At 64.2% G+C, this 23,676-nt stretch carries 21 protein-coding genes; 16 read left to right on the top strand and 5 right to left on the bottom strand.

Features of this window, described 5'->3' with window-relative positions; genetic code table 11:
- Window positions 1-37 precede the first annotated feature (37 nt).
- The 4 genes from NCR37_RS02290 (at window position 38) to NCR37_RS02275 (ending at window position 4,521) form a co-directional block, all read left to right on the top strand.
- On the top strand, window positions 38-781 hold the full coding sequence (locus NCR37_RS02290; protein WP_175940592.1) for a c-type cytochrome: 744 nt from the start codon (window positions 38-40) through the stop codon (window positions 779-781).
- Window positions 782-802: 21 nt separating this feature from the next.
- Complete coding sequence (locus NCR37_RS02285; RefSeq protein WP_250471330.1) at window positions 803-2,101, top strand: c-type cytochrome; 1,299 nt, start codon at window positions 803-805, stop codon at window positions 2,099-2,101.
- Between the two features lie 82 nt (window positions 2,102-2,183).
- Window positions 2,184-2,804 (top strand): PAQR family membrane homeostasis protein TrhA, encoded by a 621-nt coding sequence (gene trhA, locus NCR37_RS02280; RefSeq protein ID WP_250471329.1) that lies wholly within the window; start codon window positions 2,184-2,186, stop codon window positions 2,802-2,804.
- Window positions 2,805-3,021: 217 nt separating this feature from the next.
- The gene (locus NCR37_RS02275; protein WP_250471328.1) at window positions 3,022-4,521 is read left to right on the top strand and encodes a DEAD/DEAH box helicase; all 1,500 of its coding nucleotides are present in this window, start codon (window positions 3,022-3,024) and stop codon (window positions 4,519-4,521) included.
- A 67-nt stretch (window positions 4,522-4,588) separates the two neighbouring features.
- On the opposite strand, the gene NCR37_RS02270 is transcribed toward NCR37_RS02275, so the two are convergent.
- The 4 genes from NCR37_RS02270 to ggt form a co-directional block, all read right to left on the bottom strand.
- Complete coding sequence (locus NCR37_RS02270) at window positions 4,589-5,098, bottom strand: hypothetical protein (RefSeq protein ID WP_250471327.1); 510 nt, start codon at window positions 5,096-5,098, stop codon at window positions 4,589-4,591.
- 52 nt (window positions 5,099-5,150) lie between these two features.
- A complete protein-coding gene (locus NCR37_RS02265; RefSeq protein ID WP_175939523.1) occupies window positions 5,151-5,975 on the bottom strand; it encodes a ferritin-like domain-containing protein in 825 nt (274 codons plus the stop codon).
- Between the two features lie 351 nt (window positions 5,976-6,326).
- Window positions 6,327-7,589, bottom strand: a complete 1,263-nt coding sequence (locus NCR37_RS02260; protein ID WP_250471345.1) for an MFS transporter — start codon at window positions 7,587-7,589, stop codon at window positions 6,327-6,329.
- Between the two features lie 257 nt (window positions 7,590-7,846).
- On the bottom strand, window positions 7,847-9,484 hold the full coding sequence (gene ggt / locus NCR37_RS02255) for a gamma-glutamyltransferase (RefSeq protein ID WP_250471326.1): 1,638 nt from the start codon (window positions 9,482-9,484) through the stop codon (window positions 7,847-7,849).
- Window positions 9,485-9,914: 430 nt separating this feature from the next.
- Between ggt and NCR37_RS02250 the strand changes: the two genes are divergently transcribed.
- Complete coding sequence (locus NCR37_RS02250; RefSeq protein WP_250471325.1) at window positions 9,915-10,112, top strand: hypothetical protein; 198 nt, start codon at window positions 9,915-9,917, stop codon at window positions 10,110-10,112.
- A 44-nt stretch (window positions 10,113-10,156) separates the two neighbouring features.
- On the opposite strand, the gene NCR37_RS02245 is transcribed toward NCR37_RS02250, so the two are convergent.
- Window positions 10,157-10,537, bottom strand: coding sequence for a hypothetical protein (locus NCR37_RS02245; protein WP_250471344.1), 381 nt, complete (start codon window positions 10,535-10,537; stop codon window positions 10,157-10,159).
- Between the two features lie 209 nt (window positions 10,538-10,746).
- Here NCR37_RS02245 and glpK point away from each other — a divergent pair, with 209 nt between their 5' ends.
- The 11 genes from glpK (at window position 10,747) to NCR37_RS02190 (ending at window position 23,653) form a co-directional block, all read left to right on the top strand.
- Complete coding sequence (gene glpK, locus NCR37_RS02240; protein ID WP_250471324.1) at window positions 10,747-12,243, top strand: glycerol kinase GlpK; 1,497 nt, start codon at window positions 10,747-10,749, stop codon at window positions 12,241-12,243.
- Between the two features lie 182 nt (window positions 12,244-12,425).
- Window positions 12,426-13,802, top strand: a complete 1,377-nt coding sequence (miaB, locus tag NCR37_RS02235) for a tRNA (N6-isopentenyl adenosine(37)-C2)-methylthiotransferase MiaB (RefSeq protein ID WP_250471323.1) — start codon at window positions 12,426-12,428, stop codon at window positions 13,800-13,802.
- 33 nt (window positions 13,803-13,835) lie between these two features.
- Window positions 13,836-14,951 carry a PhoH family protein gene (locus tag NCR37_RS02230; protein ID WP_250471322.1) on the top strand — a complete coding sequence of 372 codons (1,116 nt, stop codon included), beginning with the start codon at window positions 13,836-13,838 and terminating at the stop codon, window positions 14,949-14,951.
- Window positions 14,948-15,412, top strand: a complete 465-nt coding sequence (gene ybeY / locus NCR37_RS02225; protein ID WP_250471321.1) for an rRNA maturation RNase YbeY — start codon at window positions 14,948-14,950, stop codon at window positions 15,410-15,412. Before NCR37_RS02230 ends, ybeY begins: the two co-directional genes overlap by 4 nt.
- A 30-nt stretch (window positions 15,413-15,442) precedes the next feature.
- Entirely contained in the window at window positions 15,443-16,129 is a 687-nt protein-coding gene (locus tag NCR37_RS02220; RefSeq protein WP_502800470.1) for a gamma-glutamylcyclotransferase, read from the top strand.
- A 190-nt stretch (window positions 16,130-16,319) separates the two neighbouring features.
- A complete protein-coding gene (locus tag NCR37_RS02215) occupies window positions 16,320-17,225 on the top strand; it encodes a CorC family transporter (protein WP_250471320.1) in 906 nt (301 codons plus the stop codon).
- A gap of 66 nt (window positions 17,226-17,291) precedes the next feature.
- A complete protein-coding gene (gene lnt, locus NCR37_RS02210; RefSeq protein ID WP_250471319.1) occupies window positions 17,292-18,950 on the top strand; it encodes an apolipoprotein N-acyltransferase in 1,659 nt (552 codons plus the stop codon).
- Between the two features lie 198 nt (window positions 18,951-19,148).
- The gene (gene glyQ / locus NCR37_RS02205) at window positions 19,149-20,177 is read left to right on the top strand and encodes a glycine--tRNA ligase subunit alpha (protein WP_250471318.1); all 1,029 of its coding nucleotides are present in this window, start codon (window positions 19,149-19,151) and stop codon (window positions 20,175-20,177) included.
- A gap of 17 nt (window positions 20,178-20,194) precedes the next feature.
- Window positions 20,195-22,294: a glycine--tRNA ligase subunit beta gene (glyS, locus tag NCR37_RS02200; RefSeq protein ID WP_250471317.1), complete on the top strand. Its 2,100-nt coding sequence runs from the start codon at window positions 20,195-20,197 to the stop codon at window positions 22,292-22,294.
- A 3-nt stretch (window positions 22,295-22,297) separates the two neighbouring features.
- A complete protein-coding gene (gmhB, locus tag NCR37_RS02195) occupies window positions 22,298-22,849 on the top strand; it encodes a D-glycero-beta-D-manno-heptose 1,7-bisphosphate 7-phosphatase (RefSeq protein WP_250471316.1) in 552 nt (183 codons plus the stop codon).
- A 30-nt stretch (window positions 22,850-22,879) separates the two neighbouring features.
- On the top strand, window positions 22,880-23,653 hold the full coding sequence (locus NCR37_RS02190; protein ID WP_250471315.1) for a lysophospholipid acyltransferase family protein: 774 nt from the start codon (window positions 22,880-22,882) through the stop codon (window positions 23,651-23,653).
- The last annotated feature ends 23 nt before the right edge of the window (window positions 23,654-23,676 follow it).

Genomic DNA, 23,676 nt, shown 5'->3' with positions numbered 1-23,676 from the left:
ACCGAGCCGCACGAAGCTCGGCAGGTCCCCGAATTTCATGGAGTGTCGCGTGTTTTCAAGACGCATTTTCCGTCCGCTGCTCGCCCTGGCACTGATCGGCAGCGCCGGCGTTCTCAGCGCGGGCCAGGCGCTTGCCCAGGCGCAAAACCAGCCTATCGCGCCGGATACCATGGCAGCCCGCGTGCAAGGCTGCACCGCATGTCACGGCGTGCACGGCGAAGGCACGGACAATGACTACTTCCCGCGTCTTGCCGGCAAGCCCGCCGACTATCTGTACAACCAGCTCCAGAACTTCCGCGAAGGGCGGCGCAAGTACCCGCCGATGAACTACCTCGTCACGTATCTCTCGGACGACTACCTTCATCAGATCGCGAATTACTTCTCGCAGCAGCGTCCGCCGTATCCGCCGCCCGCGAAGACGAACGTGTCGGGCACGACGCTCGCGCGCGGCTCGCAGATCGTGCTGAACGGCGATCCGTCGAAGAACATTCCCGCCTGCGCGGCATGTCACGGCAAGGCGCTGACCGGCATGCAGCCGGCCATCCCGGGTCTCGTCGGCCTGCATTCGGACTACATCAGCGCGCAGGTCGGCGCATGGAAGTCGGGCACGCGCCACGCGAAGGCGCCCGACTGCATGCAGCAGATCGCTTCGCGCCTGTCGGATGACGACGTGACCGCCGTCGCCGCATGGCTCTCCACGCAAACCGCACCCGCCAACCCGGTGCCCGCGCCCGCTGGCTCGTTGAAGATGCCGCTCGTCTGCGGCAGCGAACCGCAATAAGGCGTCTGGAGCGACAACACAATGAAACGCAAGTCCCTGTTCGCACTTTCCTCGGCTGTCGTGGTGGCAGCCGTCGCAGCCGGCGCCGTCCTCTGGTCGGGCGGCGACAACCTCCATTCGGGCGGCGCGGTCGCGGCGACCCCGGCGAACCAGGCCGAGCTCGTCAAGCACGGCGAATATCTCGCCCGCGCCGGCGACTGTATCGCGTGCCACACGGTGCGCGGCGGCAAGCAGTTCGCGGGCGGCCTGCCCATGGCGACGCCCTTCGGCACCATGTTCACGCCGAACATCACGCCGGACGACAAGTACGGCATCGGCAAGTGGACCTCCGACGACTTCTATCGCGCGATGCACACCGGCCGCTCGAAGGACGGCAGCCTGCTGTACCCCGGCTTCCCGTTCACGAGCTACACGAAGGTGACGCGCGCCGACTCCGACGCGATCTACGCCTACCTGCGTTCGGTCCCGCCGGTTTCCGAGCCGAGCCGTCCGCATGAACTGCGCTTTCCGTTCAACAACCGGAATCTGCTGATCGGCTGGCGCACGCTGTTCTTCAGCGAAGGCGAGTACAAGCCGGACCCGACCAAATCGGTCGAATGGAATCGCGGCGCGTATCTCGTGGAAGGCCTCGGGCACTGCGGCATGTGCCATACGTCGATCAACGCGATGGGCGGCCCGGTCAACTCCGCCGCGTTCGCGGGCGGCCTGATTCCGCTGCAAAACTGGTACGCGCCGTCGCTCACGTCGAACAAGGAAGCCGGTCTCGGCGACTGGGACATCAAGGACATCAACGACCTGCTGAAGAGCGGCGTGTCGCAGCGCGGCGCGGTGTTCGGCCCGATGGCCGAAGTGGTCCACAACAGCTTGCAGTACATGACCGACGCGGACATCAACGCGATCTCGACGTATCTCAAGTCGATCCCGCAGAAGAAGGAAGCGCCGGAACCGCTGCAACTGGAAACGTCCGAGAAGTTCGGCGGCGAGCTGCTCACCATGGGCAAGAAGGTCTACACCGAGAACTGCGCGAAGTGTCACGCGGAAAACGGTCTCGGCAAGCCGCCCGCGTACCCGCCGCTCGCGAACAATCAGTCGATCCAGATGCCGTCGGCCGTCAACCCTATCCGCATGACGCTCAACGGCGGCTACCCGCCGAGCACCGACGGCAATCCGATGCCGCACGGCATGCCGCCGTTCGCGCAGTCGCTGTCGGATACGGAAGTGGCCGCGGTCGTGACGTACATCCGTATGTCGTGGGGCAACCACGGCACGCCGGTGTCGCCGCAACAGGTGAGCAACCTGCGTTCGGCGCCGCTCGACTGACATTCGCGCAAGACAGCGTACAATACGCACGGGGCGCAGCCTTCATGTTGGGGCTGCGCCCCTTGTCTTTGGTAAATCGGTCATGCACGCAGGCGAGCGTTTTAACAGCATCAGCCATTTGATCGGCGTCATTTTGTCCGTCGCGGGACTCGCGACGCTCGTGACGATGGGCGCGCTCGATGGCGACGCCTACAAGGTCGTGAGCTTCGCCATCTACGGCGCCATGCTGTGCGCGCTGTACCTGATCTCGACGCTGTACCACTGTGCGCGCACGCCGCGCATGAAAGCGGTCTTGCAAAAGTGCGACCACTCGGCCATCTACTTGTTGATAGCCGGCAGCTACACACCCTATACACTGGTGACCTTGCGCGGCCCGTGGGGCTGGTCGCTGTTTGGCGTGAGCTGGGGGCTTGCTGTGCTCGGCATCACGCAGGAACTCACGCTCGGGCGAAGAACCCGCAGCGTTTCGATGGTGCTGTACGTGTTGATGGGCTGGCTCGCGCTCGTAGCCGTTCATCCGCTCTTGACGGCGCTGCCGCCCGCAGGCACTGCGTGGCTGGTGGCAGGCGGTCTGATCTACACCGCCGGCATCTGGTTTTTCATCAACGACGAGCGCATCCGGCACGGCCACGGTATCTGGCATCTGTTCGTGCTGGCGGGCAGTCTGTGTCAGTTCGTGAGCGTCGCGCGCTATGTCGCGTGAGCCTTGAACGGGGCAAAGCGCCCGCATCGCGAAGCAACGCGATGCAACTTACAGCCAGCCGGCGTGTCTTGATAGCGCGTCGAACCTTGCGGCACAGCCAGGCGGTCCAGGACCGCGCACCAAGGCCGCCGCCCGATTCATTGCGAGCGTCGTACATCATCGCCGCTGTTGCCAGCCGCCTGCACGCCGTTCGCCACAACGATTCGAACATCTATTTATGTCTTTTGATTCACTCGGTCTGTCAGAACCTCTCCTTCGCGCAGTCAACGAACTCGGCTACACGAATCCCACTCCTATCCAGCTTCAGGCCATTCCGGCGGTCCTGAAAGGCGGCGACCTGCTCGCCGGCGCGCAAACGGGCACCGGCAAGACGGCGGGCTTCACGCTGCCCATCCTGCAACGTCTCTCGCAAATGGCGCCGGCCGCGGCCGGCAGCAAGCGCCCGGTGCGCGCGCTGATCCTCACGCCGACGCGCGAACTCGCGGCGCAGGTCGAAGAAAGCGTGCGCGCTTACGGCAAGTATCTGAAGCTGCGCTCCACCGTGATGTTCGGCGGCGTGGGCATCAATCCGCAAATCGACGCGCTGCGCCGTGGCGTGGATATCGTCGTCGCGACGCCGGGCCGTCTGCTCGATCACATGCAGCAGAAGACGATCGACGTTTCGCAGCTCGAAATTCTCGTGCTCGACGAAGCCGACCGCATGCTCGACATGGGCTTCATTCACGACATCAAGCGCGTGCTCGCGCGTCTGCCGCAGAAGCGCCAGAACCTGCTGTTCTCGGCCACGTTCTCGGATGAAATCAAGGCGCTCGCCGACAGCCTGCTCGATTCGCCCGCGCTGATCGAAGTCGCGCGCCGCAACACGACGGCCGAGCGCATCGAACAGAAGATCCATCCGGTGGACCGTGATCGCAAGCGCGAGCTGCTCACGCATCTGATCCGCCAGCACGACTGGTTTCAGGTGCTCGTCTTCACGCGCACGAAGCACGGCGCGAACCGTCTCGCCGAGCAACTGACGAAGGACGGCATCAGCGCGCTCGCCATTCACGGCAACAAGAGCCAGTCCGCGCGCACGCGGGCGCTCGCCGAATTCAAGGATCAGACGTTGCAGGTGCTCGTCGCGACCGATATCGCGGCGCGTGGCATCGACATCGACCAGTTGCCGCACGTGGTCAACTTCGATCTGCCGAACGTGCCGGAAGACTACGTGCACCGCATCGGCCGCACGGGACGCGCGGGCGCGGAAGGCGAAGCGGTGTCGCTCGTGTGCGTCGACGAACTGCAATTGCTGAAGGACATCGAGCGCCTTATCAAGCGGCCGATTCCGCAAGAAGTGATTGCCGGGTTCGAGCCGGACCCGAACGCGAAACCCGAGCCGATTCAACGCCGCAGCCAGGGGCGCGGCGGTCCGCGCGAAGGTGGCCGCGCGCATGGCGGATCGCAGGATCAGGCGCGTGCGCCGAAAGCGGGCAACAGCGCCGGTCAGGGTCAGCGCGACGGCCGCAGCTCGAAGCCGGCCGGCGCTAAACCCGCCGGGCACGCCAACGCAGGCGTCAAGGCGGCGCCCCGCCGTCCCGAAGCCGCGCACGCAGCCGGCCACGCTCCGGCCCCGCGCGCCAAAGCAGGCAACCCCGGCGCGCTGCTCGGCGGCAAGTCGCGCAACGACAACGGCGGCGCGCGCCGCGACGGCATGCGCACCGGCGGACGCGGGCGCTGAGCGTCGGCGACATCATCTGGAAAGCGAGCCGCCAGCGCGTGCGGCTCGCGAAAGAATCAACAAGCAATCATGCAGCGGCGCTCGCCGCCTGCTTCAGCCAGTCCAGTTGCTCGCGCCAGCGCGCGATGACCTGCTCGGTGTCCGTCAGTTCGAACGTGATGCCGCCTGTCAGCCGCGCGTACGGCACGCGCTGAATCTCCCCGCTTTCAATCGTCCCGACGAAGCACGCGAGCGGCACGTCGTCGAGCGCGACGCGCCGCGCGTCGATCTGCACCTGATGGAACGCCTCGTCGAAAACGAAAGCGAGCGTTGCGCTTGCGCCCGACGCGATTGCCCGCGCCGTACGCGACGACGGCCACAATGAGAAACACAGCGTGCGCGCGTCCGGGGCGAGCAGTTCCCCCGCGCTCAACAGGGCGGTGCGAATGCGCCCTCCGTCGTCCACGGCGGACAGCGACGCCGTGAACCCGCTTGGCGCGCCTGTCAGCGTACCGTCGAACAACGCGCGCAGATCGGAGGGCCATTCGTCGAAGACGGTCTGCAAGGAGAGCGTCTTCGCTGCGGTGGAGTCGGTCATTGACGTAGGCTCGTTGCGTGAAACGGCATGACGCCGCCGCACGCGTCGAGCGTTAGCGGAAGAAGAGTTGCGTGATTTTCGCGAGCGGATAATGAACGCCCGGCTGGATGCGCGCGGGCAGATCCAGCGGCTTCAGAAGCATCTTGATGCACTGATCGGCCGACAGGTTTCTCCGAACCAACGCATTGACCTGCGCAAAGAGTTCGCGATTGTAGGTCGAATCCTTGACGCGCTCCGGGTATCGAATGGCGAAGACGTGCCGCAGCGCGATCTCCGAGTCCTCGCTCTTCAGTTCGGCCACGCGACGCACCAGCGCGCCGAGCACGGCCAGGCGGCCATTGCCTTCGATCTTGTTCCACTTCTTGAAGAAGCGGAAGAAATGCTTGTAGTGGCGCACTTCGTCGACGCGGATGTTGTCCGTGATCTCCTTGAGCACCGGCTCGTCTGAACATTCGTTGATGGCTCGATACAGCGTGGCCGTTCCCGTCTCGATGACACAGCGCGCCACCATCTCGAGCGCGCGCTTTTTTTCGAACTGCTCGTAGGAACACGTCAGCGAATATTCGGCGAAGAAGTTCTTGAAGGCCGTGTCCCAGTCGAACTCCGGCCAGACGTGGTTGATGTACGTTTTCAGCGCGCGGCCGTGCTGCATCTCCTCGGGCTCCCACTCGTTGTTGAGCCACGCCGCGATTTCCGGATCGTCGCGAAAGTAGGTGCTAAGGTTGCTCGTATAAAGGTCGGTGCCGCTCTCGATGAACGAGCAGGCACAAAGCAACAAGAGAAGATGTTCGTTGGACGCCGCCTTCTGTCGGTCGATCCGATTCAGATCGATATCTTCGATGCGCCACGGCATCACGTGGGTGCTATCTGTATGCATGTATCGCGCTCCCTGGCTGAACTGAACGCGCCACCGGCCAAAAAAGACGGTCGAGGTTCATACGACGCTGCGAACGTCGTCCCAGCGTCTTCAAATCAAAGTGTTAGCGGCTTGTGCTTTTTCATCTTAGCCGTCCTGCAACGAGTTTGCAGACATGGGGACAGACTTGCGCCGCGCTGCGCGGTTCCATGCGCGCCTTGCCGTGCGTCAATTTTCTACGTCTCGATGCGCGGCTTGGGTGGCGCAGCATAGAGCAGGAAGCATGCCGCCCGCGATGGATGCGCGAGGCGCGTCGAAAAGCGCAACGGCGGCCGAAGCCGCCGTCGTAAGCTAGTTCACAGGAAGCAGACGCTATGCAGCGTGTCGCGCGCCGCCGCGCATGCGCCACGCGACGATTGCGAGCGAGATACCCGACAGAATGGCCGCGAGCAGCACGTAGTAGCTCGGCGCGAGCTTGTCGCCGGTGACGTGAATGAACGCCTCGACGATGGTCGGCGCGAATCCACCGAAGAGCGTCACGCCGAGCGCATAGCCGATGGACAAGCCTGTCGAGCGCACGCGCGTTGGGAATATCTCGGACATCAGCGCGGGCATGGGACCGGAATACGCGGCTTTCAGGATGCCTGCTGCCGACTGAAGCACGACGAGCGAAAGGACGGTCGGCGAAGCCTGGAGCCACGCGAACATCGGATAGATGGCGACGCCCATGATGATCGAGGTGCCGAGCATGATGCGAATGCGCCCGAGCCGGTCGGACAGCGCGCCCATGACCGGCGAGAAGATGAACTGCAGCCCGCCGTTGAGCACGACCACGGCGAACGACGCCGTGGCGGGCAGATGCAGTTGCTTCACCGCGTACATCGGCATGTAGAGTTGCAGCACATACACGCCGACCGTCGATTGCGCGACGATACCGACCGCGAGCAGCAAATTGATCCACTGATTCGAGAACGAGACGCCCGGCGCCCGCGCGTCGGTGCGCGCCGGCCGGGACGCGAGGAACTCCGGCGTTTCGTCGAGGTGCGAGCGGATGTAATAGCCGACCGGCCCGATCAGCAGGCCGAACACGAACGGAATGCGCCAGCCCCACGACTCGAGTTGCGGTTGCGGCAGCCACGCGGTCAACAGCGAGCCGAACGCGGCGGCCATGATCGCGGCGAGCCCCTGACTCGCGAACTGCCAGCTCGCGTAATAGCCGCGCCGCGCTTCGCTATGCTCCACCATGAACGCCGTCGCGCTGCCGAACTCACCGCCCACCGCGAAGCCCTGAATCAGCCGCGCGAGCAGAATCAAGAGCGGCGCGGCAATGCCGATGTGCTGATACGACGGCATCGCCGCCATGGTCAGCGTGCCGATCATCATCAGCAGAATGGCGAGCGTCAGCGCGGCCTTGCGGCCGTTGCGATCGGCGTAGATGCCGAGCACGATCGCGCCCAGCGGACGCATCAGAAACGAGATGCCGAAGGTGCCGATGGCGAGCATCGTGGAAAGCCATTCGTCATGCGATGGGAAGAACGCCTTCGCGATGATCGCCGCGAAATAGCCGTAGACGAGGAAATCGAACCATTCGAGCGCATTGCCGACCGACGACGAAAACACGATGCGGCGGACCATCGCCTTCGACAGCGCGGCGGACGGCGGGCGCGAAACGTCGCCGCCATCGGCAACGGCAACGGCAGCGCGGCCTGCAAGCGGCGTTTCGTGAGCCTCTTCGTTCATCATCTTTCCTCGTTGCGTCATCTCGTGCTCTCGGCTCGTTTAAGCAATGCGCGGACGTGCGCCACCGTTCGCACGGCGCGCGGGCAGTGCGAAGGCGAACATTCAGGTGAGGGTCGGCTGTCCGCGCGCGAGCGCAGGCAGCCGTAGCGCGGCTAGAAGCCGGCAGCGAGGCCGTCGCGGCGGCTGTCGCTCGCTGCGACGTAACCGCGGTCGGGATCGTCGCGGTCCAGCTTCCAGATGTACTGCCCGGAACCGAAGTCCATGTACGGATCGTCGATGGACTTGATCGTATGGCCCATGCCCTCGAGCGCGCGAGCCGTCTCGAGATCGAGCGTAGCCTCGATGTCGATGGTGAAATCGCGGTTCACTTTCCAGCGCGGCGCGTCGCAAGCCGCCTGCGGCTGTTGACCGTAGTCGAGCATGCGCACGATGGATTGCAGATGCCCTTGCGGCTGCATGTCCCCGCCCATGACGCCGAAGCTCATCACCGCGTCGCGGCGGCCGCCGATGTCCTGCGTGAGAAATGCCGGAATGATGGTATGGAACGGGCGCTTGCCGCCCTCGACGACGTTCGCCGATTTCGGGTCCATCGAGAAGCCGCAGCCACGGTTCTGCAACGAGATGCCGGTATTCGGCACGACCACACCCGAGCCGAAGCCCATGTAATTCGACTGGATGAAGCTCACCATCATGCCGCGCTCGTCGGCCACCGACATATAGATGGTGCCGCCCGCCTTCGGCATGCCGAAGTCGAACTGCGTGGCTCGCGCCGGGTCGATAAGCTTCGCGCGCTCGGTGAGGTAGGCGTCGTCGAGCATCTGCTCCGGCGTGACTTCCATCGAGCGCGGATCGGCGACATAGCGATAGACGTCGGCGAACGCAAGCTTCATGGCTTCGATTTGCAGATGCTGCGACTCGATTCGATCGACCGTCAGCGCGCTGACATCGAACTTGTCGAGGATACCGAGCGCGATGAGCGCCGCGATTCCCTGCCCGTTCGGCGGAATCTCATGGACCGTGTAGCCGCGATAGTCCTTGCTGATCGGCTCGACCCACTCCGCGCGATAGTTACGCAGGTCGTCCAGCGTCATTGCGCCGCCGCCCTCGCGAGCGAACGCCGCGATGCGTTCGGCGACTTCGCCCTCGTAGAATGCGCGCGGGCCGTGTTCTGCGAGCGCGCGTAACGTATTGGCGTGACCCGGCATGCGCACGAGCTCGCTCACTTCGGGGGCGCGGCCGTGCGGCATGAACACATTCGCAAAGCCGGGTTGATCTTTCATTTCGGGCACGGCAGCCGCCCATTTGTACGCGACGATGCTCGCCACCGCATGACCGCGCTCCGCGATTTCGATTGCCGGCTCCATCAGATCGGCGAACGGCAGCGACCCGAATTTCGCATGCAACGCTTCCCATCCGGCGATGACGCCGGGGACCGTCACGGTGTCCCACCCACGCTTCGGCTGGCGTGCCATGCCGTTTTCTTCGCCATACTTGTCGCGGAAATAGTCGACGTTCCATGCCGCCGGCGCCACGCCCGACGCGTTAAGCCCGTGCAGCTTGCTGCCGTCCCACACCAGCGCGAACGCGTCGCCGCCCAGACCGTTCGATACCGGTTCCACGATAGTGATGGCCGCCGCTGCCGCGATGGCCGCGTCGACGGCGTTGCCGCCTTTCCACAGCATGCGCAGACCGGCTTGCGCGGCGAGCGGATGCGAGGTCGAAACAATGTTTCGTGCGAATACCGGAAGGCGCGGGGTGGGATACGGGTTCTGCCAATTGAAGCGGTTCATGAATGAAATCCGGGTTACGGGCGGCTACACGCGTGCAGGGCACACTGACAGTGAATCGTTGATGCGACAAAAGAAGCATATTGCATTGCCACTGTAAGCCGGAACAAATTCATTTATCGTATAGATTAATGAAACGACCGCATGAGTTTGTGCCGTGTCCTTACAGTGTGCAGTGCAGCACGGTCTTCACGTTGATTCTGCAAATCGGCCGCTCCGACCAACCGCTTTCGCAGCGGCCAAAAGTCAAAGCCGAAATTTTCACCGGTATGATTGGCACTCCTCAGACGCTTGCCTACAATCCGAATTCCCGGCAGCGCATGTAAGAAGCACAACGGGCTGCCCGGCAGTTGCAGTTTTCCCGCGCAACGTTTCGAAGCGAGAAGTCCGCCGCCGTGGGCGGTCTTGCGTTTCGGTCGTCATGGAGAACACGATGCTGAGTCCGCACGAATTTGCCACGCTGCTTTTGGTTCAGGAAGCGCCCCATCAAGTCGACATGGAACGCGAGGAACTCGACGCCCTGCTCGAACGCCAGCTCGTCCAGCTCGAACAACTCGCCTCCGGCCGACAGCAATGGCGGCTCACCGCAACCGGCGATTCCACCATCAAGGCCTTCAAGCGGTTCTCGTAGCAGCGCACGGGACGCGTGCCGCCGGCCGCGTCCCTTCCCAAACCTCATCCCCCTCGCAACGTCGGATCGACGGCCGCTCGCCAACTCAGCGCCTGAGCGCGCTGATCCAGCAGGAAGTTGGCCCATGCGCTCTGCGCTGCCGGACCCGGATTCGCGACATACGCGCGGTGCCGTTCCGCGATCCCGGCCTGAAACGCACAGAAGCGATCTTTCGATAACGCGCCGCGCCGCTCGGCGACGTACGCGTCGAAGAAGGCCGAGTACACGGACTGCGCGTCGGCGCCCCAATCCGTCGACGCCATCCCGCACATGTCCTGAAGCGCGCCGAAAGACGGCGCGCCGAACGATCCCTCCAGACCAGGCGTCGTTACGCAGCCGGCCAGTACGGCTGCCGCAACCGTGCCCGTCGCGATCCACTTTCGCATTGCAGTCACCCATCGCTCGATTGAGCCGCCAGTATCGGACGATCGCCGCGTCCTTGCCACTCGGCCGAATGGCATAGGCCGAATCACGGCGAGCATGGACCGTCCATTTTGCTTATGCCATTCGGCCAGGTTGTCCGCATGCCGCGCCTCCGATAGATTGCGCATGCGGACTTCGCATGGCCGATGCCCGCTCAACCTCGGAGATGACCATGCAGGATCAAATCGTCCTCGCGCTCGACCAGGGCACGACGAGCTCGCGCGCCATGCTGTTCGACAGGAGCGGGAATATCGTGTCCGTCGCTCAGAAGGAATTTCAGCAGATCTATCCTCGTGCCGGCTGGGTCGAGCACGATCCGCAGGAAATCTGGTCGACGCAGGCGGGCGTCGCGGCCGAAGCCGTGACGCGCGCGGGACTGAGCGCATCGTCCATCGCGGCGCTGGGTATCACCAACCAGCGCGAGACCACCATCGTCTGGGATCGCGAGAGCGGCAAGCCGGTGTACAACGCGATCGTCTGGCAGGACCGCCGCACCGCCGCGCTCTGCGATGAACTGAAGGCGCGCGGCCTCGAGCCGATGGTCCGCGCGAAAACCGGCCTGCCTATCGACGCCTATTTCTCCGCAACGAAAATCCGCTGGATTCTGGATAACGTCGAAGGCGCGCGGGACAAAGCCAGGCAGGGACGGCTTGCGTTCGGAACCGTGGACAGCTGGCTCGTCTGGAACTTCACGCGCCGGGGCATGCACATCACCGATATCACGAACGCGTCGCGCACCATGCTCTTCGACATACACGCGCGCCGCTGGGACGACGAACTACTCGACGCCTTCGACATTCCGCGCAGCATGCTTCCGGAAGTGCGCGCGTCATCGGAGGTGTACGGATCAACGCACGGCAGTCTGCTCGCCGCCGAAATCCCGATCGCGTCCATCGCGGGCGATCAGCACGCCGCGCTCTTCGGCCAGATGTGCACGGAAAGCGGCATGGTGAAAAACACGTACGGCACGGGCTGCTTCCTTGTCATGAATACGGGCGACAAACCGATCGAGTCTCGCAACAACCTCGTGACGACGATTGCGTGGCAAATCGGGGATCGCGTCGACTATGCGCTCGAAGGCAGCATCTTCATCGCTGGCGCAGTCGTGCAATGGCTGCGGGACGGACTCGGGCTCATCCGGCGCGCGAGCGAGGTCGAAGCGCTGGCGCGCGCCGTGCCTGACAGCGACGGCGTGTATCTCGTCCCTGCTTTCGCCGGGCTCGGCGCGCCGCACTGGAACGCGCGTGCGCGCGGAACGTTGTTCGGCGTCACGCGCGGCACAACGTCGAGCCACATCGCGCGGGCGGCGCTCGAATCCATCGCCTATCAATCGCTCGACGTGTTGCGAGCTATGGAAGCAGACTCGGGCCTGCCCATCGCGCAATTGCGTGTGGACGGGGGCGCGTGCGCCAACGACTTGCTGATGCAGTTCCAGGCCGACACGCTGGGCGTCGATACGGTGCGCCCGCGCGTCGCGGAAACCACCGCGCTCGGCGCAGCCTATCTGGCCGGGCTCGCGGTGGGCTACTGGAAGGACGTCGGAGAACTGAAAGCGCAATGGCAGCTGGACCGGCGGTTCACACCGTCGATGCCGGCGTCCCATGTCGAGCCTCGTCTCGCTGGATGGCGGCGAGCGGTCGCTGCGGCGAAGGCCTGGGCGGATGCCTGATGCAAGCCGACCGCCTGACCGCAGCGCGGCACCGCTCTACCGGCGGGCGAGCGTCCGAGGGCGCTGCGGGCTATAATATGCGGCTAACGTCAAGCGAAAGGCGCGCAGTTTCGCGCAAAACCGCTCAATTCCATCCGTTCTCAAAACGCCCCCAGGTTAACCACTGCGACCGGCGACCATTCATGACCAAGAAAGTTTACGTAAAGACCTTCGGCTGCCAGATGAACGAGTACGACTCCGACAAAATGGTCGACGTGCTCGGTGCCGCGGAAGGACTCGTCAAGACCGACACGCCCGAAGACGCGGACGTCATTCTCTTCAATACATGCTCTGTGCGCGAGAAGGCGCAGGAAAAAGTGTTCTCTGACCTCGGCCGCGTGCGCGAACTGAAGGAAGCGAATCCGAACCTGCTGATCGGCGTCGGCGGTTGCGTCGCGAGTCAGGAAGGCGCGTCGATCGTGGCGCGCGCGCCTTACGTCGACATCGTCTTCGGACCGCAAACGCTGCATCGCTTGCCGGCCATGATCGACAAGCGGCGCGCCACAGGACGCGCGCAGGTCGACATCAGCTTTCCGGAAATCGAAAAGTTCGATCATCTGCCGCCGGCGCGCGTCGAGGGCCCGAGCGCGTTCGTCTCGATCATGGAAGGGTGCAGCAAATACTGCAGCTATTGCGTCGTGCCTTACACGCGAGGCGAGGAAGTGTCGCGCCCGCTCGACGACGTGCTGACCGAAATCGCCGGCCTCGCCGATCAAGGCGTGCGCGAAGTGACGCTTCTCGGCCAGAACGTGAACGCCTACCGGGGCGCATTGACGGCCGGGGCGCACGAAATCGCCGACTTTGCGACGCTCATCGAGTACGTCGCGGACGTACCGGGCATTGAACGCATTCGGTACACGACTTCGCACCCGAAGGAATTCACGCAGCGCCTCATCGACACCTACGCGAAGGTGCCGAAGCTGGTTTCGCACCTTCATTTGCCGGTGCAGCACGGCTCCGACCGCATTCTGATGGCGATGAAACGCGGCTACACCGTGCTCGAATACAAGTCGGTCATCCGGCGACTGCGGGCGATTCGCCCGGATTTGTCGCTGTCGACGGACTTTATCGTTGGCTTCCCCGGCGAAACCGAGGACGATTTTGCGAAGATGATGGCGCTCGTCGAGGAAATGAGTTACGACACGAGCTTCTCGTTCATTTACAGCCCGCGACCAGGCACGCCGGCTGCAAACCTGCATGACGACACGCCCCGCGAGGTCAAGCTCAGGCGCTTGCAGCATTTGCAGGCGACGATCGAGGAAAACGTCGTGAGAATCAGCAATTCGATGGTCGGCACGGTGCAGCGCATCCTGGTCGAGGGCCCGTCGCGCAAAGACCCCGGTGAACTCGCCGGACGTTCGGCGAACAACCGCGTCGTGAATTTCCCGGCGCCGCTCGCTTCGCATGCGCGACTCATCGGTCAGATGATCGACGTCGAGATCAATCACGCGTATCCGCATTCGCTGCGCGGCGCGCTCGTGCTCGCACCCGAGACGGCCGCCCCCGAGCTTGCCAATTAATCCTACGAGACCGGACAGGACACCCACCCCGCCTTGAAGAACGCTCCCCAGCAGCATCTCGAATTCACCGCTCCACGCGAGGACAACGCGCGGCTCGCGAACCTCTGTGGCCCGCTCGACGAAAATCTCCGACAGATCGAACAGGCGCTCGACGTGACGCTGTCGCGACGCGGGCACAAGATTTCGATTCGTGGCCGGGGCGCCAAAGTGGCGCTCGCAGCGCTCGAAAACTTCTACAACCGCGCGCGCGATCCGATTTCCGTCGACGATATTCAACTCGCGCTCGTCGAGGCAAGCCATGCGGCGCGGCTAGCGAAAGAAGCCGGCCGGAACGGCGACGAAGACGGTCAAAATGACCCGCGTTTCCGCGGCGACCCCGATCACCCGTTCGACGAGCCCAGCGCCACGATGGATCTCGGCGAGGACGAAGACCACGGCCCGACGCTGTACACACGCCGTGCCGACCTGCGTGGCCGAACGCCCATGCAGCGCCAATATCTGAAGCAGATCGTCGCGCACGACGTGACGTTCGGCATCGGGCCGGCGGGTACGGGCAAGACGTATCTCGCCGTCGCCTGCGCCGTGGATGCGCTGGAGCGCGATCAGGTCAAGCGCATCGTGCTGACGCGTCCGGCCGTCGAGGCAGGCGAGCGGCTCGGCTTTCTGCCCGGCGATCTCGCGCAAAAGGTCGATCCGTACCTGCGCCCGCTCTACGACGCGCTCTACGATCTGCTGGGCTTCGACAAGACCGCGAAGATGTTCGAGCGCCAGATGATCGAGATCGCGCCGCTCGCCTACATGCGCGGCCGCACGCTGAACCACGCGTTCATCATTCTGGACGAGGCGCAGAACACCACGCCCGAGCAGATGAAGATGTTCCTCACGCGTATCGGCTTTGGCTCGAAGGCGGTCGTGACCGGCGACACGACGCAGGTGGACCTGCCGCGCGGCCACAAGAGCGGGTTGATCGAAGCGCAGCACGTGCTGTCGGAAGTGCGCGGCATCGCCATCACGCATTTCACGTCGGCAGACGTGGTGCGGCATCCGCTCGTCGCGCGCATCGTCGAGGCTTACGACGCGCAGTCGCAAAAAGACGCCGCGCTCGCCGAGGCAGCGCGCGCGGCGCAGCAGTCGCAAAAACCTGCATGAAGCCGAGCCTCACGCTGAACCTGCAGTTCCCGGCTGCAAAGGCGTTTCCGTCGCACAAGGCGCTGCTGCCCCGCGCGACGGTCGCCCGCTGGATCAAGGCGTCGCTCTTTGCCGACGCCGAGTTGACGGTCCGCTTCGTCGACGAAGAAGAAGGCCGCATGTTGAATCGCACGTATCGGCAGAAGGATTACGCGACGAACGTGCTGACCTTCGCGTATGCGGAATCCGAAGACGATCCCGTCTCGGGGGATCTGATTTTGTGCTGTCCGGTGGTCGAACGCGAGGCGAGCGACCAAGGCAAGCCGCTCGCCGCGCACTACGCGCATCTGATCGTGCACGGCACGCTGCATGCGCAGGGTTACGACCACGAGGTCGAAAGCGAAGCGCAAGAGATGGAATCCATCGAGACGGATATCATGCAGTCTCTCGGCTTCCCCGATCCCTACGCGCCATTGGTCTGACTTCCGCCGATCCGCTGCCCCGTCCGCACCGTGAACGACAAGACACCCGAGTCCACGCCCACTATTGAGAGCCCGCCGGTCGATCCGCCGCAGCCTTGCCCGGACTATCCGCCCGCGCTACTCGACACGCCGCTTCTCACCGATGAGGAACTCGCCGCATCGCGCGAAGCGGCGCTTTCGCATTGGGACCGCGCGTCGGACCTGTGGCTCTTCGGCTATGGCTCGCTCATCTGGAATCCCGGTCTGCCGACGCTCGAAGCAGTGCGCGGCAAAGTGCATGGCTATCATCGCGGGCTGTATCTGTGGTCGCGCGTGAATCGCGGCACGCCGGAGCAGCCGGGCCTCGTGCTCGCGCTCGATCGCGGCGGCTCCTGCACCGGCATGGCGTTCCGCCTCGGCGGGCCGGACACGGAAGCACATCTCGACGTGCTGTGGCGACGCGAGATGTCGATGGCCTCGTATCGTCCGGCATGGCTGCCGTGCACGCTCATCGACGGACGACGCGTGCAGGCGCTCGCGTTCGTCATGCGCCGCGACGCCACGTCGTACACGGGCAAGCTGGCCGATCCGGTCATCCGCACGGTGTTCGGCTGCGCGAGCGGCCGATACGGCACCACGCTCGATTACGTGAGCCGCACGGTCGAAGCCCTGCGCGAATGCGGCATGCCGGACCGCGCGCTCGAGGCGCTGCTCCGACGTTGTCAGGCAACGCAATGACCATCGCGGCGTTCCACGAAGGGGTCGGCCGAATGGCTAACGATGCCCGCCTGACACCTTTTTTGCATATCGATCGGCTAGCATCGTGGAGCGTTTCGCTAAGCGCGCCGCACCACGCAGGCTGCGTTTTACCTTGGTGTATGCTTAAGTTTCTGTTAATTCGCGCCCGGGTCTTCCCGGGCGCTCCGCTATGAACGAACCCTATCCCAGTCGACGCCACGCCGACAAACCGCAGGAAAAGCGCTCGCTGCTCGAGCGTCTGACCGATTTCATCTCGCACGAACCCGAGTCGCGCGACGAGCTTCTCGAAGTGCTGCAGGACGCCCACGAGCGCAACCTGCTCGACGCCGATTCGCTTTCGATGATCGAAGGCGTCTTTCAGGTGTCCGACCTCTGCGCCCGCGACATCATGATTCCGCGCGCCCAGATGGACGCCATCAACATCGCGGAAACCCCCGTCGAATTCATTCCCTTCGTGCTGGAAAAAGCGCACTCGCGCTATCCGGTGTATGAGGGCAACCGCGACAACATCATCGGCGTGCTGCTCGCGAAAGACCTGCTGCGCTACTACGCCGAAGAAGAGTTCGACGTGCGCGGCATGCTGCGCCCCGCCGTGTTCATCCCCGAGTCGAAACGCCTGAACGTGCTGCTGCACGACTTCCGCGTGAACCGCAATCACATTGCGATCGTCGTCGATGAATACGGCGGCGTCGCGGGCCTCATCACCATCGAGGACGTGCTTGAGCAGATCGTCGGCGACATCGAGGACGAATACGACTTCGACGAGGAAACCGGCAATATCATCGCGTCGCCGGACGGCAAGTTCCGCGTGCGCGCGCTGACGGGCATTCAACAGTTCAACGAAGAATTCGGCACCGACTTCTCCGACGAGGAAGTGGACACCATCGGCGGGCTCGTCACGCACCGGTTCGGGCGCGTGCCGCATCGTGGCGAGAAGGTGCGTATCGACGACTTCGTGTTCGAGATTCTTCGCGGCGACGCCCGCCAGGTTCACGTGCTGCTCGTGCGGCGCGTGCCCAATCTCACGCAGCAGCCGCGTCAGCCCGGCGACGACGAGAGCGAGCTGCGCGACTGATCTGCGGCCCGCGCGCTGCCCGCCGCTTCAAAAATCACCCTTTCGCTTTCGCCGACCTAGCAATCCATGGCCGATTCGCCGTTTCGCTCCTTCTCTCGTCAACGCGACGTGTCCGCTTCGGCTGCAACGCGTGCGCTTCCGTTCTGGCATTACCTTGTCGCGGCCGTGCTCGGCGCGGCGAACACGCTGTCTTTCGCGCCGACGCCGCACGGCGGCTGGATCGAACTCGTCATCTTCGCGTGCTTTTTTGCGTGGCTTTCGCGCACGAACGGCTGGAAAAGCGCGGCGGCAACGGGCTGGGCCTTCGGCTTCGGCAACTTCGTCACGGGCGTCTGGTGGCTGTATGTGAGCATGCACGACTACGGCGGCATGGCCGCGCCGCTCGCCGCCGCGGCGGTCGCGCTGTTTTCGCTTTATCTCGCGGTGTATCCGGCGTTGTCGAGCCTCGTCTGGTCGCTCGTCGCGGGACGCGCCCGCTTCGGCGATGAAGACGCCGCCACCGTCCGCGAGATCGACGCATCGCCTCGCTACGCGCCCACCTGGCACGGCGCATTCGCGTTCGCAAGCGCCTGGGCGCTCGGCGAATGGCTGCGCGGATTGGTATTCACCGGCTTTCCGTGGCTCGCGAGCGGCTATGCACAGGTGGACGGCCCGCTCGCCGGCTTCGGCCCGCTCGCCGGCGTGTATGGCGTCGCGTGGGTGCTCGCGTTCGTGGCCGCGTGCATCGTGCAGGCGGTGTACGCCTTTCCCGGGATGCGGCGGCGCGCGCTGGCGCCCGCATTGACGGCGCTCGCGCTGATCGTCGCGGGCATGCTGCTGTCGCTCGTGCAATGGACCACGCCTGCGAACGCGCCGCTCAACGTGCGTCTGCTTCAAGGCAATGTGAAACAGGAGATGAAGTTCGAGCAGGCGGGCGTCGACGAATCGCTCGCGCTGTATAAGCGGCTCATCACCGAGAAGCCGGCCGACCTGATCGTCACGCCGGAGACCGCGCTGCCGGTGCTGGCCGTTCAGGTGCCGCCGGCATTCGCGAGCGCGATCCGCAGTTTCGCGGACAGCACGAACTCGTCGATTCTGTTCGGCGCGATCGGCGTCACGATTCAGCCGGACGGACGCCCGACCGATTTCACGAACAGCCTCTTCGGCATCACGCCGGGCATCAACGACGTCTACCGTTACGACAAGCATCATCTCGTGCCGTTCGGTGAATTCGTGCCGCTCGGCTTTCACTGGTTCGTGAATCTGATGGGCATTCCGCTCGGCGACCTCGCGCGCGGTCCTGTCACGCAGAAGCCGTTCTTCGTGCATAACCAGCCGGTCGCCGTCGATGTTTGCTACGAGGACATCTTCGGCGAAGAGATTGCGCGCACGCTGCGCGAACAGGAAACGCCCGCGGGCATTCTCGTCAACTCGACGAATCTCGCGTGGTTCGGCAACACCATCGCGCTCGATCAGCATTTGCAGATCGCGCGCATGCGTTCGATCGAAACCGGCCGGCCGACGCTGCGCGCGACGAACACGGGCATGACCGCCGTGATCGCGGCCAATGGCGATGTCGTGTCGCGACTGCCGACGTTTACCACCGGCGTGCTCGAAGCGCGCGTGCAGGGCACGTCAGGGCGCACGCCGTATGTGACGAGCGGTAATGCGACGGTGATCGTGGTGTCGCTGCTGTTGCTGGCGGTCGGGTTCGCGTTTGCGCCGGGGAAGAAACGCCGGGTCTGACGCGTGGATCGCAACGCTGCTCATGCGCGCAACACGGGCTGCAATGACGCACAGGCGCGCAGCCCGGTCAAGCGCCCTGCTTCCCAAAAAGTCCCGCCGGCCCCCCGTTCCAGCTAAAATTCAAGGTTTTAGCACTTCGGCCGAGCCTCGGAGCCGCGCGTTTTATCGGCGCGCGCCCGGTCCGTATCAAAGGCAACCATGCTCACCTTTCAGCAAATCATCCTGACGCTGCAGTCCTATTGGAACGACAAGGGCTGCGCGCTTCTCCAGCCCATCGACATGGAAGTCGGCGCGGGCACCTCGCACGTGCACACCTTTCTGCGCGCGATCGGTCCCGAGCCGTGGCGCGCGGCCTACGTGCAGCCGTCGCGCCGCCCGAAAGACGGCCGCTACGGCGAGAACCCCAACCGCCTGCAGCACTACTATCAGTATCAGGTCGTGCTCAAGCCCGCGCCTGAGAACATCCTCGATCTGTATCTCGGCTCGCTGGAAGCCCTCGGCTTCGATCTGAAACAGAACGACGTGCGCTTCGTCGAGGACGACTGGGAGAACCCGACGCTCGGCGCATGGGGACTCGGCTGGGAAGTGTGGCTCAACGGCATGGAAGTGACGCAGTTCACGTACTTCCAGCAGGTAGGCGGCCTCGACTGCAAGCCCGTGCTCGGCGAGATTACGTATGGTCTCGAACGCCTCGCCATGTATTTGCAGAAAGTGGAGAACGTGTACGACCTCGTCTGGACCGAGTGGGAAGAAGACGGCCCGAACGGCAAGGTGCTGCGCCGCCTGACCTACGGCGACGTCTATCACCAGAACGAAGTCGAGCAGTCCACCTACAACTTCGAGCACGCGAACGTCGATCTGCTCTTCACCTTCTTCAACAGCTACGAAGCCGAAGCCAAGAAGATGATCGAGGCGAAGCTCGCGCTGCCGGCGTATGAACTCGTGCTGAAGGCCGGCCATACGTTCAATCTGCTCGATGCGCGCGGCGCGATCTCCGTGACCGAGCGCGCGGCGTATATCGGCCGCATTCGGGCGCTCTCGCGTCTCGTCGCGCAGGCTTATTACGATTCCCGCGAAAGTCTCGGTTTCCCGATGCTCGGCAATCCGGTGCACGCCGCCGCCGAACTCGTCACCGATCAGCAGGAAGCCGCGCGCCCGGCCTGGGCGCCGCCGCTGAAGGTGGAAAGCGCGCCGCCGGGCGATACGCGCAACAACGATCAGGTCTGACGAGGCAAGACAGAACAATGACGCAATCCAATCACGCTTCCCTGCTCGTCGAGCTGCTCACCGAAGAACTTCCGCCGAAAGCCCTCGCGCGTCTCGGCACCGCGTTCGCTGAAGGCATCGTCGAACGGCTTGCCGCCCGCGACCTGATCGAAGGCGCCGTATCGTTCGAGCAGTACGCAACGCCCCGCCGCCTCGCCGTGTTGATCCGAAACGTGCGCGATGTCGCGCCCGAGAAGCAGGTCCGCGAAAAAGTGCTGCCGGTCTCGGTCGCGCTCGACAAGGAAGGCAATCCCACGCCGCCGCTCGCGAAGAAACTCGCCGCGCTCGGTTTCCCCGACTTCCCGCTCGCTGAACTCGAACGCGCGCAGGACGGCAAAGCGGAAGCCTTCTTCTTGCGCTACGCCGCGCCCGGCGCGACGCTCGCCGACGGTCTGCAAGCCGCGCTCGACGAAACGCTGACCAAGCTGCCGATTCCGAAGGTCATGACGTACCAGCGCCCGGACGGCACCAACGTGCAATTCGTGCGTCCGGTGCAGCGCCTTGTCGCCATGCACGGCCGCGACGTCGTGCCGGTGAGCGCGCTCGGCGTCGATGCGGGCGATACGACTATCGGCCATCGCTTCCTGTCGCAGGGTTTCATCGCCATTCCGAGCGCCGACGACTACGCCGAAACGCTGCGCACGAAGGCGCATGTGGTCGCGAATTTCGATGACCGCCGCGAATCCATCCGCACGCAATTGCAGGCGTTTGCGGGCGAAGATCGCGTGGTGATGCCCGAATCGCTGCTCGACGAAGTGAACGCGCTGGTCGAATGGCCGGTCGTGTATCAGTGCCGCTTCGACGAGGAATTCCTGCAAGTGCCGCAGGAATGTCTGATCCTCACGATGCAGACGAACCAGAAGTATTTCGCACTCACGGACCAGAACGGCAAGCTGCGCTCGCGTTTTCTGATCGTGTCGAATATCGATACGCAAACGCCCGCCGAGATTATCGAAGGCAACGAGCGCGTGGTGCGTCCGCGTCTCGCGGATGCGAAGTTCTTCTTCACGCAGGACAAGAAGAAGCGCCTCGAAGAGCGCGTGCCGCTGCTTGCAAACGTGGTCTATCACAACAAGCTCGGCTCGACGCTCGAACGCGTGCAGCGTCTCGAAGCGCTTGCGGGCGAAATCGCGCCGATGATCGGCGTCGATGCCGCGCTCACGCGCCGCGCCGCGCGTCTCGCGAAGGCGGACCTGCTGACCGACATGGTCGGCGAGTTCCCCGAACTGCAAGGCACGATGGGCACGTACTACGCGCGTCACGACGGCGAGCCGGAAGAAGTCGCGCTCGCGTGCTCGGAGCATTATCAGCCGCGCTTCTCCGGCGACGACACGCCGTCCACGGGCGTGGGCTCGGCGGTCGCGCTCGCGGACAAGCTCGAAACCATCGTCGGCATCTGGGGCATCGGCCTCGCGCCGACGGGCGAAAAGGACCCGTTCGCGCTGCGCCGTCATGCGCTCGGCGTGCTGCGCATTCTGCTCGAAAGGAAGCTGCCGGTCGACCTGCGCGATCTCGTCGCCGCTGCGCAGCGCCAGTTCGCTGGCATGCCGCAAGTCGCGGATTCGACGGAAGCCGTGTATGCGTTCTTCCTGGATCGCCTGCGTGGCCTGTTGCGCGAACGCGGCTTCGAAGCCAATGACATCGAGGCCGTTCTCAGCCTGAATCCAACGCGACTCGACGATATCGTCGCGCGTCTCGACGCCGTGCGTGAATTCACGGCGCTGCCGGAAGCGGCATCGCTCGCGGCGGCCAACAAGCGCATCACGAACATTCTGAAGAAGTCGGAGCAAGGCGCGCCTTCGTCGGTGAATCCGGAGTTGCTCGTCGAGCCGGCCGAGAAGAATCTGTACGCGCAGATTCAAAGCGTGACGCCGCGCGTGCAAAGCCAGCTCGCCGCGCGCAACTACACGGAAGCGTTGAGCGCGCTTGCCGCGCTGCGCGAGAGCGTCGATATGTTCTTCAACGACGTGATGGTGAACGCAGAAGACGCGGCGCTCAGAAACAACCGCCTCGCCCTGCTCGGCGCGCTGCATCAGCAGATGAACTGCGTGGCCGACATCTCCAAGCTCGCGGCGTAAGTCATGAATAGACGACTCGTGATTCTGGACCGCGACGGCGTCATCAACGTCGATTCGGACGCGTTCATCAAGTCGCCGGACGAATGGGTCGCCATTCCCGGCAGTCTGGAAGCCATCGCGCGGCTGAATCAGGCGGGCTACCGCGTGGCGATCGCGTCGAACCAGTCGGGCATCGGACGCGGTCTCTTCGACATGGCCGCGCTCAACGCCATGCACCAGAAGATGAACCGCGCGGCGGCGGCGGTCGGCGGGCGCATCGACGCGATTTTCTTCTGTCCGCATACGGCCGAAGACGAGTGCGATTGCAGAAAGCCGAAGCCCGGCATGCTGCAGCAGATCATCGACCGTTTCGAGATCGATCCGGAAGACACGCCCGTCGTCGGCGATGCCCTGCGCGATCTTCAGGCGGGCGCGGCGCTCGGCTTTCCGGTGCATCTCGTGCTGACCGGCAAGGGCGAGAAAACGCTCGCGCAAGGCAACCTGCCCGAAGGCACGCGAGTTCACAAGGACTTGCGCGCGTTCGCGCTCGACTTTCTCGCGCGGCACCACGACTGACCGCTCTTTGTCACGCACTCTCGGGACTTCATGCGCTTCATCCGTTCTCTGCTGCTGATGCTGTACTTCGTCGTGTACACGGTGCCGTATGCGACCGCCTGCTTCATCGCGTTTCCGTTCATGCGCGCGCACAACCGCTACTGGATGGCGGCGGGCTGGTGCAAGTCGACAATCGTCGTGCTGCGGTATCTCGTCGGCATTCGCTACACCCTGGAAGGCATGGAGAATCTGCCGAATGGTCCCGCCGTGCTGCTGTCGAAGCATCAATCCGCTTGGGAAACGCTCGCGTTTCCCGCGTTGATGCCGCGCCCGCTCTGCTATGTGTTCAAGCGCGAGCTGCTGTACGTGCCGTTTTTCGGCTGGGCGCTCGGTCTCTTGAAGATGGTGCACATCGACCGTTCGCAGGGCCGCGACGCATTCGCTTCGGTGACGCGGCAAGGCCGCGCGCGCATGGACGAAGGCGCGTGGGTCATCATGTTCCCGGAAGGCACGCGCACGCGCGTCGGCGCGCAAGGCAAGTACAAGACGGGCGGCGCGCGCTTCGCGGTGGCCACGGGCGCGCCTGTCGTGCCCATCGCGCATAACGCGGGGCACGTCTGGCCGCGCAATTCGTTCATGAAATATCCGGGTATAGTCACGGTGTCGATCGGCAAGCCCATCGATACCGCCGGACTCACGCCCGAAGAAGTGAATGCGCGCGTCGAGAGCTGGATCGAAACGGAGATGCGCCGTATCGATCCGCTCGCTTATGCCGCGCCGGGCGACGAGCCGCATCGAGCCGGCGCTGCGGGCGCGGGCCGCTGACGCGGCCTCGCACTCGAAAGTCA

This window comes from Caballeronia sp. GAFFF1, assembly GCF_023630705.1.
Classification (GTDB): Bacteria; Pseudomonadota; Gammaproteobacteria; order Burkholderiales; family Burkholderiaceae; genus Caballeronia.
This window is presented reverse-complemented; position numbering and strand designations above follow the sequence as displayed.

Excerpts from the sequence above, each read along its gene's own strand:
- glpK (WP_250471324.1), top strand. The coding sequence starts at position 10,747 with ATGCAGGATCAAATCGTCCTCGCGCTCGACCAGGGCACGACGAGCTCG.
- NCR37_RS02265 (WP_175939523.1), bottom strand. The coding sequence starts at position 5,975 with ATGCATACAGATAGCACCCACGTGATGCCGTGGCGCATCGAAGATATC.
- ggt (WP_250471326.1), bottom strand. The coding sequence starts at position 9,484 with ATGAACCGCTTCAATTGGCAGAACCCGTATCCCACCCCGCGCCTTCCG.
- NCR37_RS02250 (WP_250471325.1), top strand. The coding sequence starts at position 9,915 with ATGCTGAGTCCGCACGAATTTGCCACGCTGCTTTTGGTTCAGGAAGCG.
- NCR37_RS02275 (WP_250471328.1), top strand. The coding sequence starts at position 3,022 with ATGTCTTTTGATTCACTCGGTCTGTCAGAACCTCTCCTTCGCGCAGTC.
- miaB (WP_250471323.1), top strand. The coding sequence starts at position 12,426 with ATGACCAAGAAAGTTTACGTAAAGACCTTCGGCTGCCAGATGAACGAG.
- NCR37_RS02270 (WP_250471327.1), bottom strand. The coding sequence starts at position 5,098 with ATGACCGACTCCACCGCAGCGAAGACGCTCTCCTTGCAGACCGTCTTC.
- NCR37_RS02260 (WP_250471345.1), bottom strand. The coding sequence starts at position 7,589 with ATGGTCCGCCGCATCGTGTTTTCGTCGTCGGTCGGCAATGCGCTCGAA.
- NCR37_RS02190 (WP_250471315.1), top strand. The coding sequence starts at position 22,880 with ATGCGCTTCATCCGTTCTCTGCTGCTGATGCTGTACTTCGTCGTGTAC.
- glyQ (WP_250471318.1), top strand. The coding sequence starts at position 19,149 with ATGCTCACCTTTCAGCAAATCATCCTGACGCTGCAGTCCTATTGGAAC.
- glyS (WP_250471317.1), top strand. The coding sequence starts at position 20,195 with ATGACGCAATCCAATCACGCTTCCCTGCTCGTCGAGCTGCTCACCGAA.
- trhA (WP_250471329.1), top strand. The coding sequence starts at position 2,184 with ATGCACGCAGGCGAGCGTTTTAACAGCATCAGCCATTTGATCGGCGTC.
- NCR37_RS02215 (WP_250471320.1), top strand. The coding sequence starts at position 16,320 with ATGAACGAACCCTATCCCAGTCGACGCCACGCCGACAAACCGCAGGAA.
- ybeY (WP_250471321.1), top strand. The coding sequence starts at position 14,948 with ATGAAGCCGAGCCTCACGCTGAACCTGCAGTTCCCGGCTGCAAAGGCG.
- NCR37_RS02245 (WP_250471344.1), bottom strand. The coding sequence starts at position 10,537 with ATGCGAAAGTGGATCGCGACGGGCACGGTTGCGGCAGCCGTACTGGCC.
- NCR37_RS02285 (WP_250471330.1), top strand. The coding sequence starts at position 803 with ATGAAACGCAAGTCCCTGTTCGCACTTTCCTCGGCTGTCGTGGTGGCA.
- NCR37_RS02290 (WP_175940592.1), top strand. The coding sequence starts at position 38 with ATGGAGTGTCGCGTGTTTTCAAGACGCATTTTCCGTCCGCTGCTCGCC.
- gmhB (WP_250471316.1), top strand. The coding sequence starts at position 22,298 with ATGAATAGACGACTCGTGATTCTGGACCGCGACGGCGTCATCAACGTC.
- lnt (WP_250471319.1), top strand. The coding sequence starts at position 17,292 with ATGGCCGATTCGCCGTTTCGCTCCTTCTCTCGTCAACGCGACGTGTCC.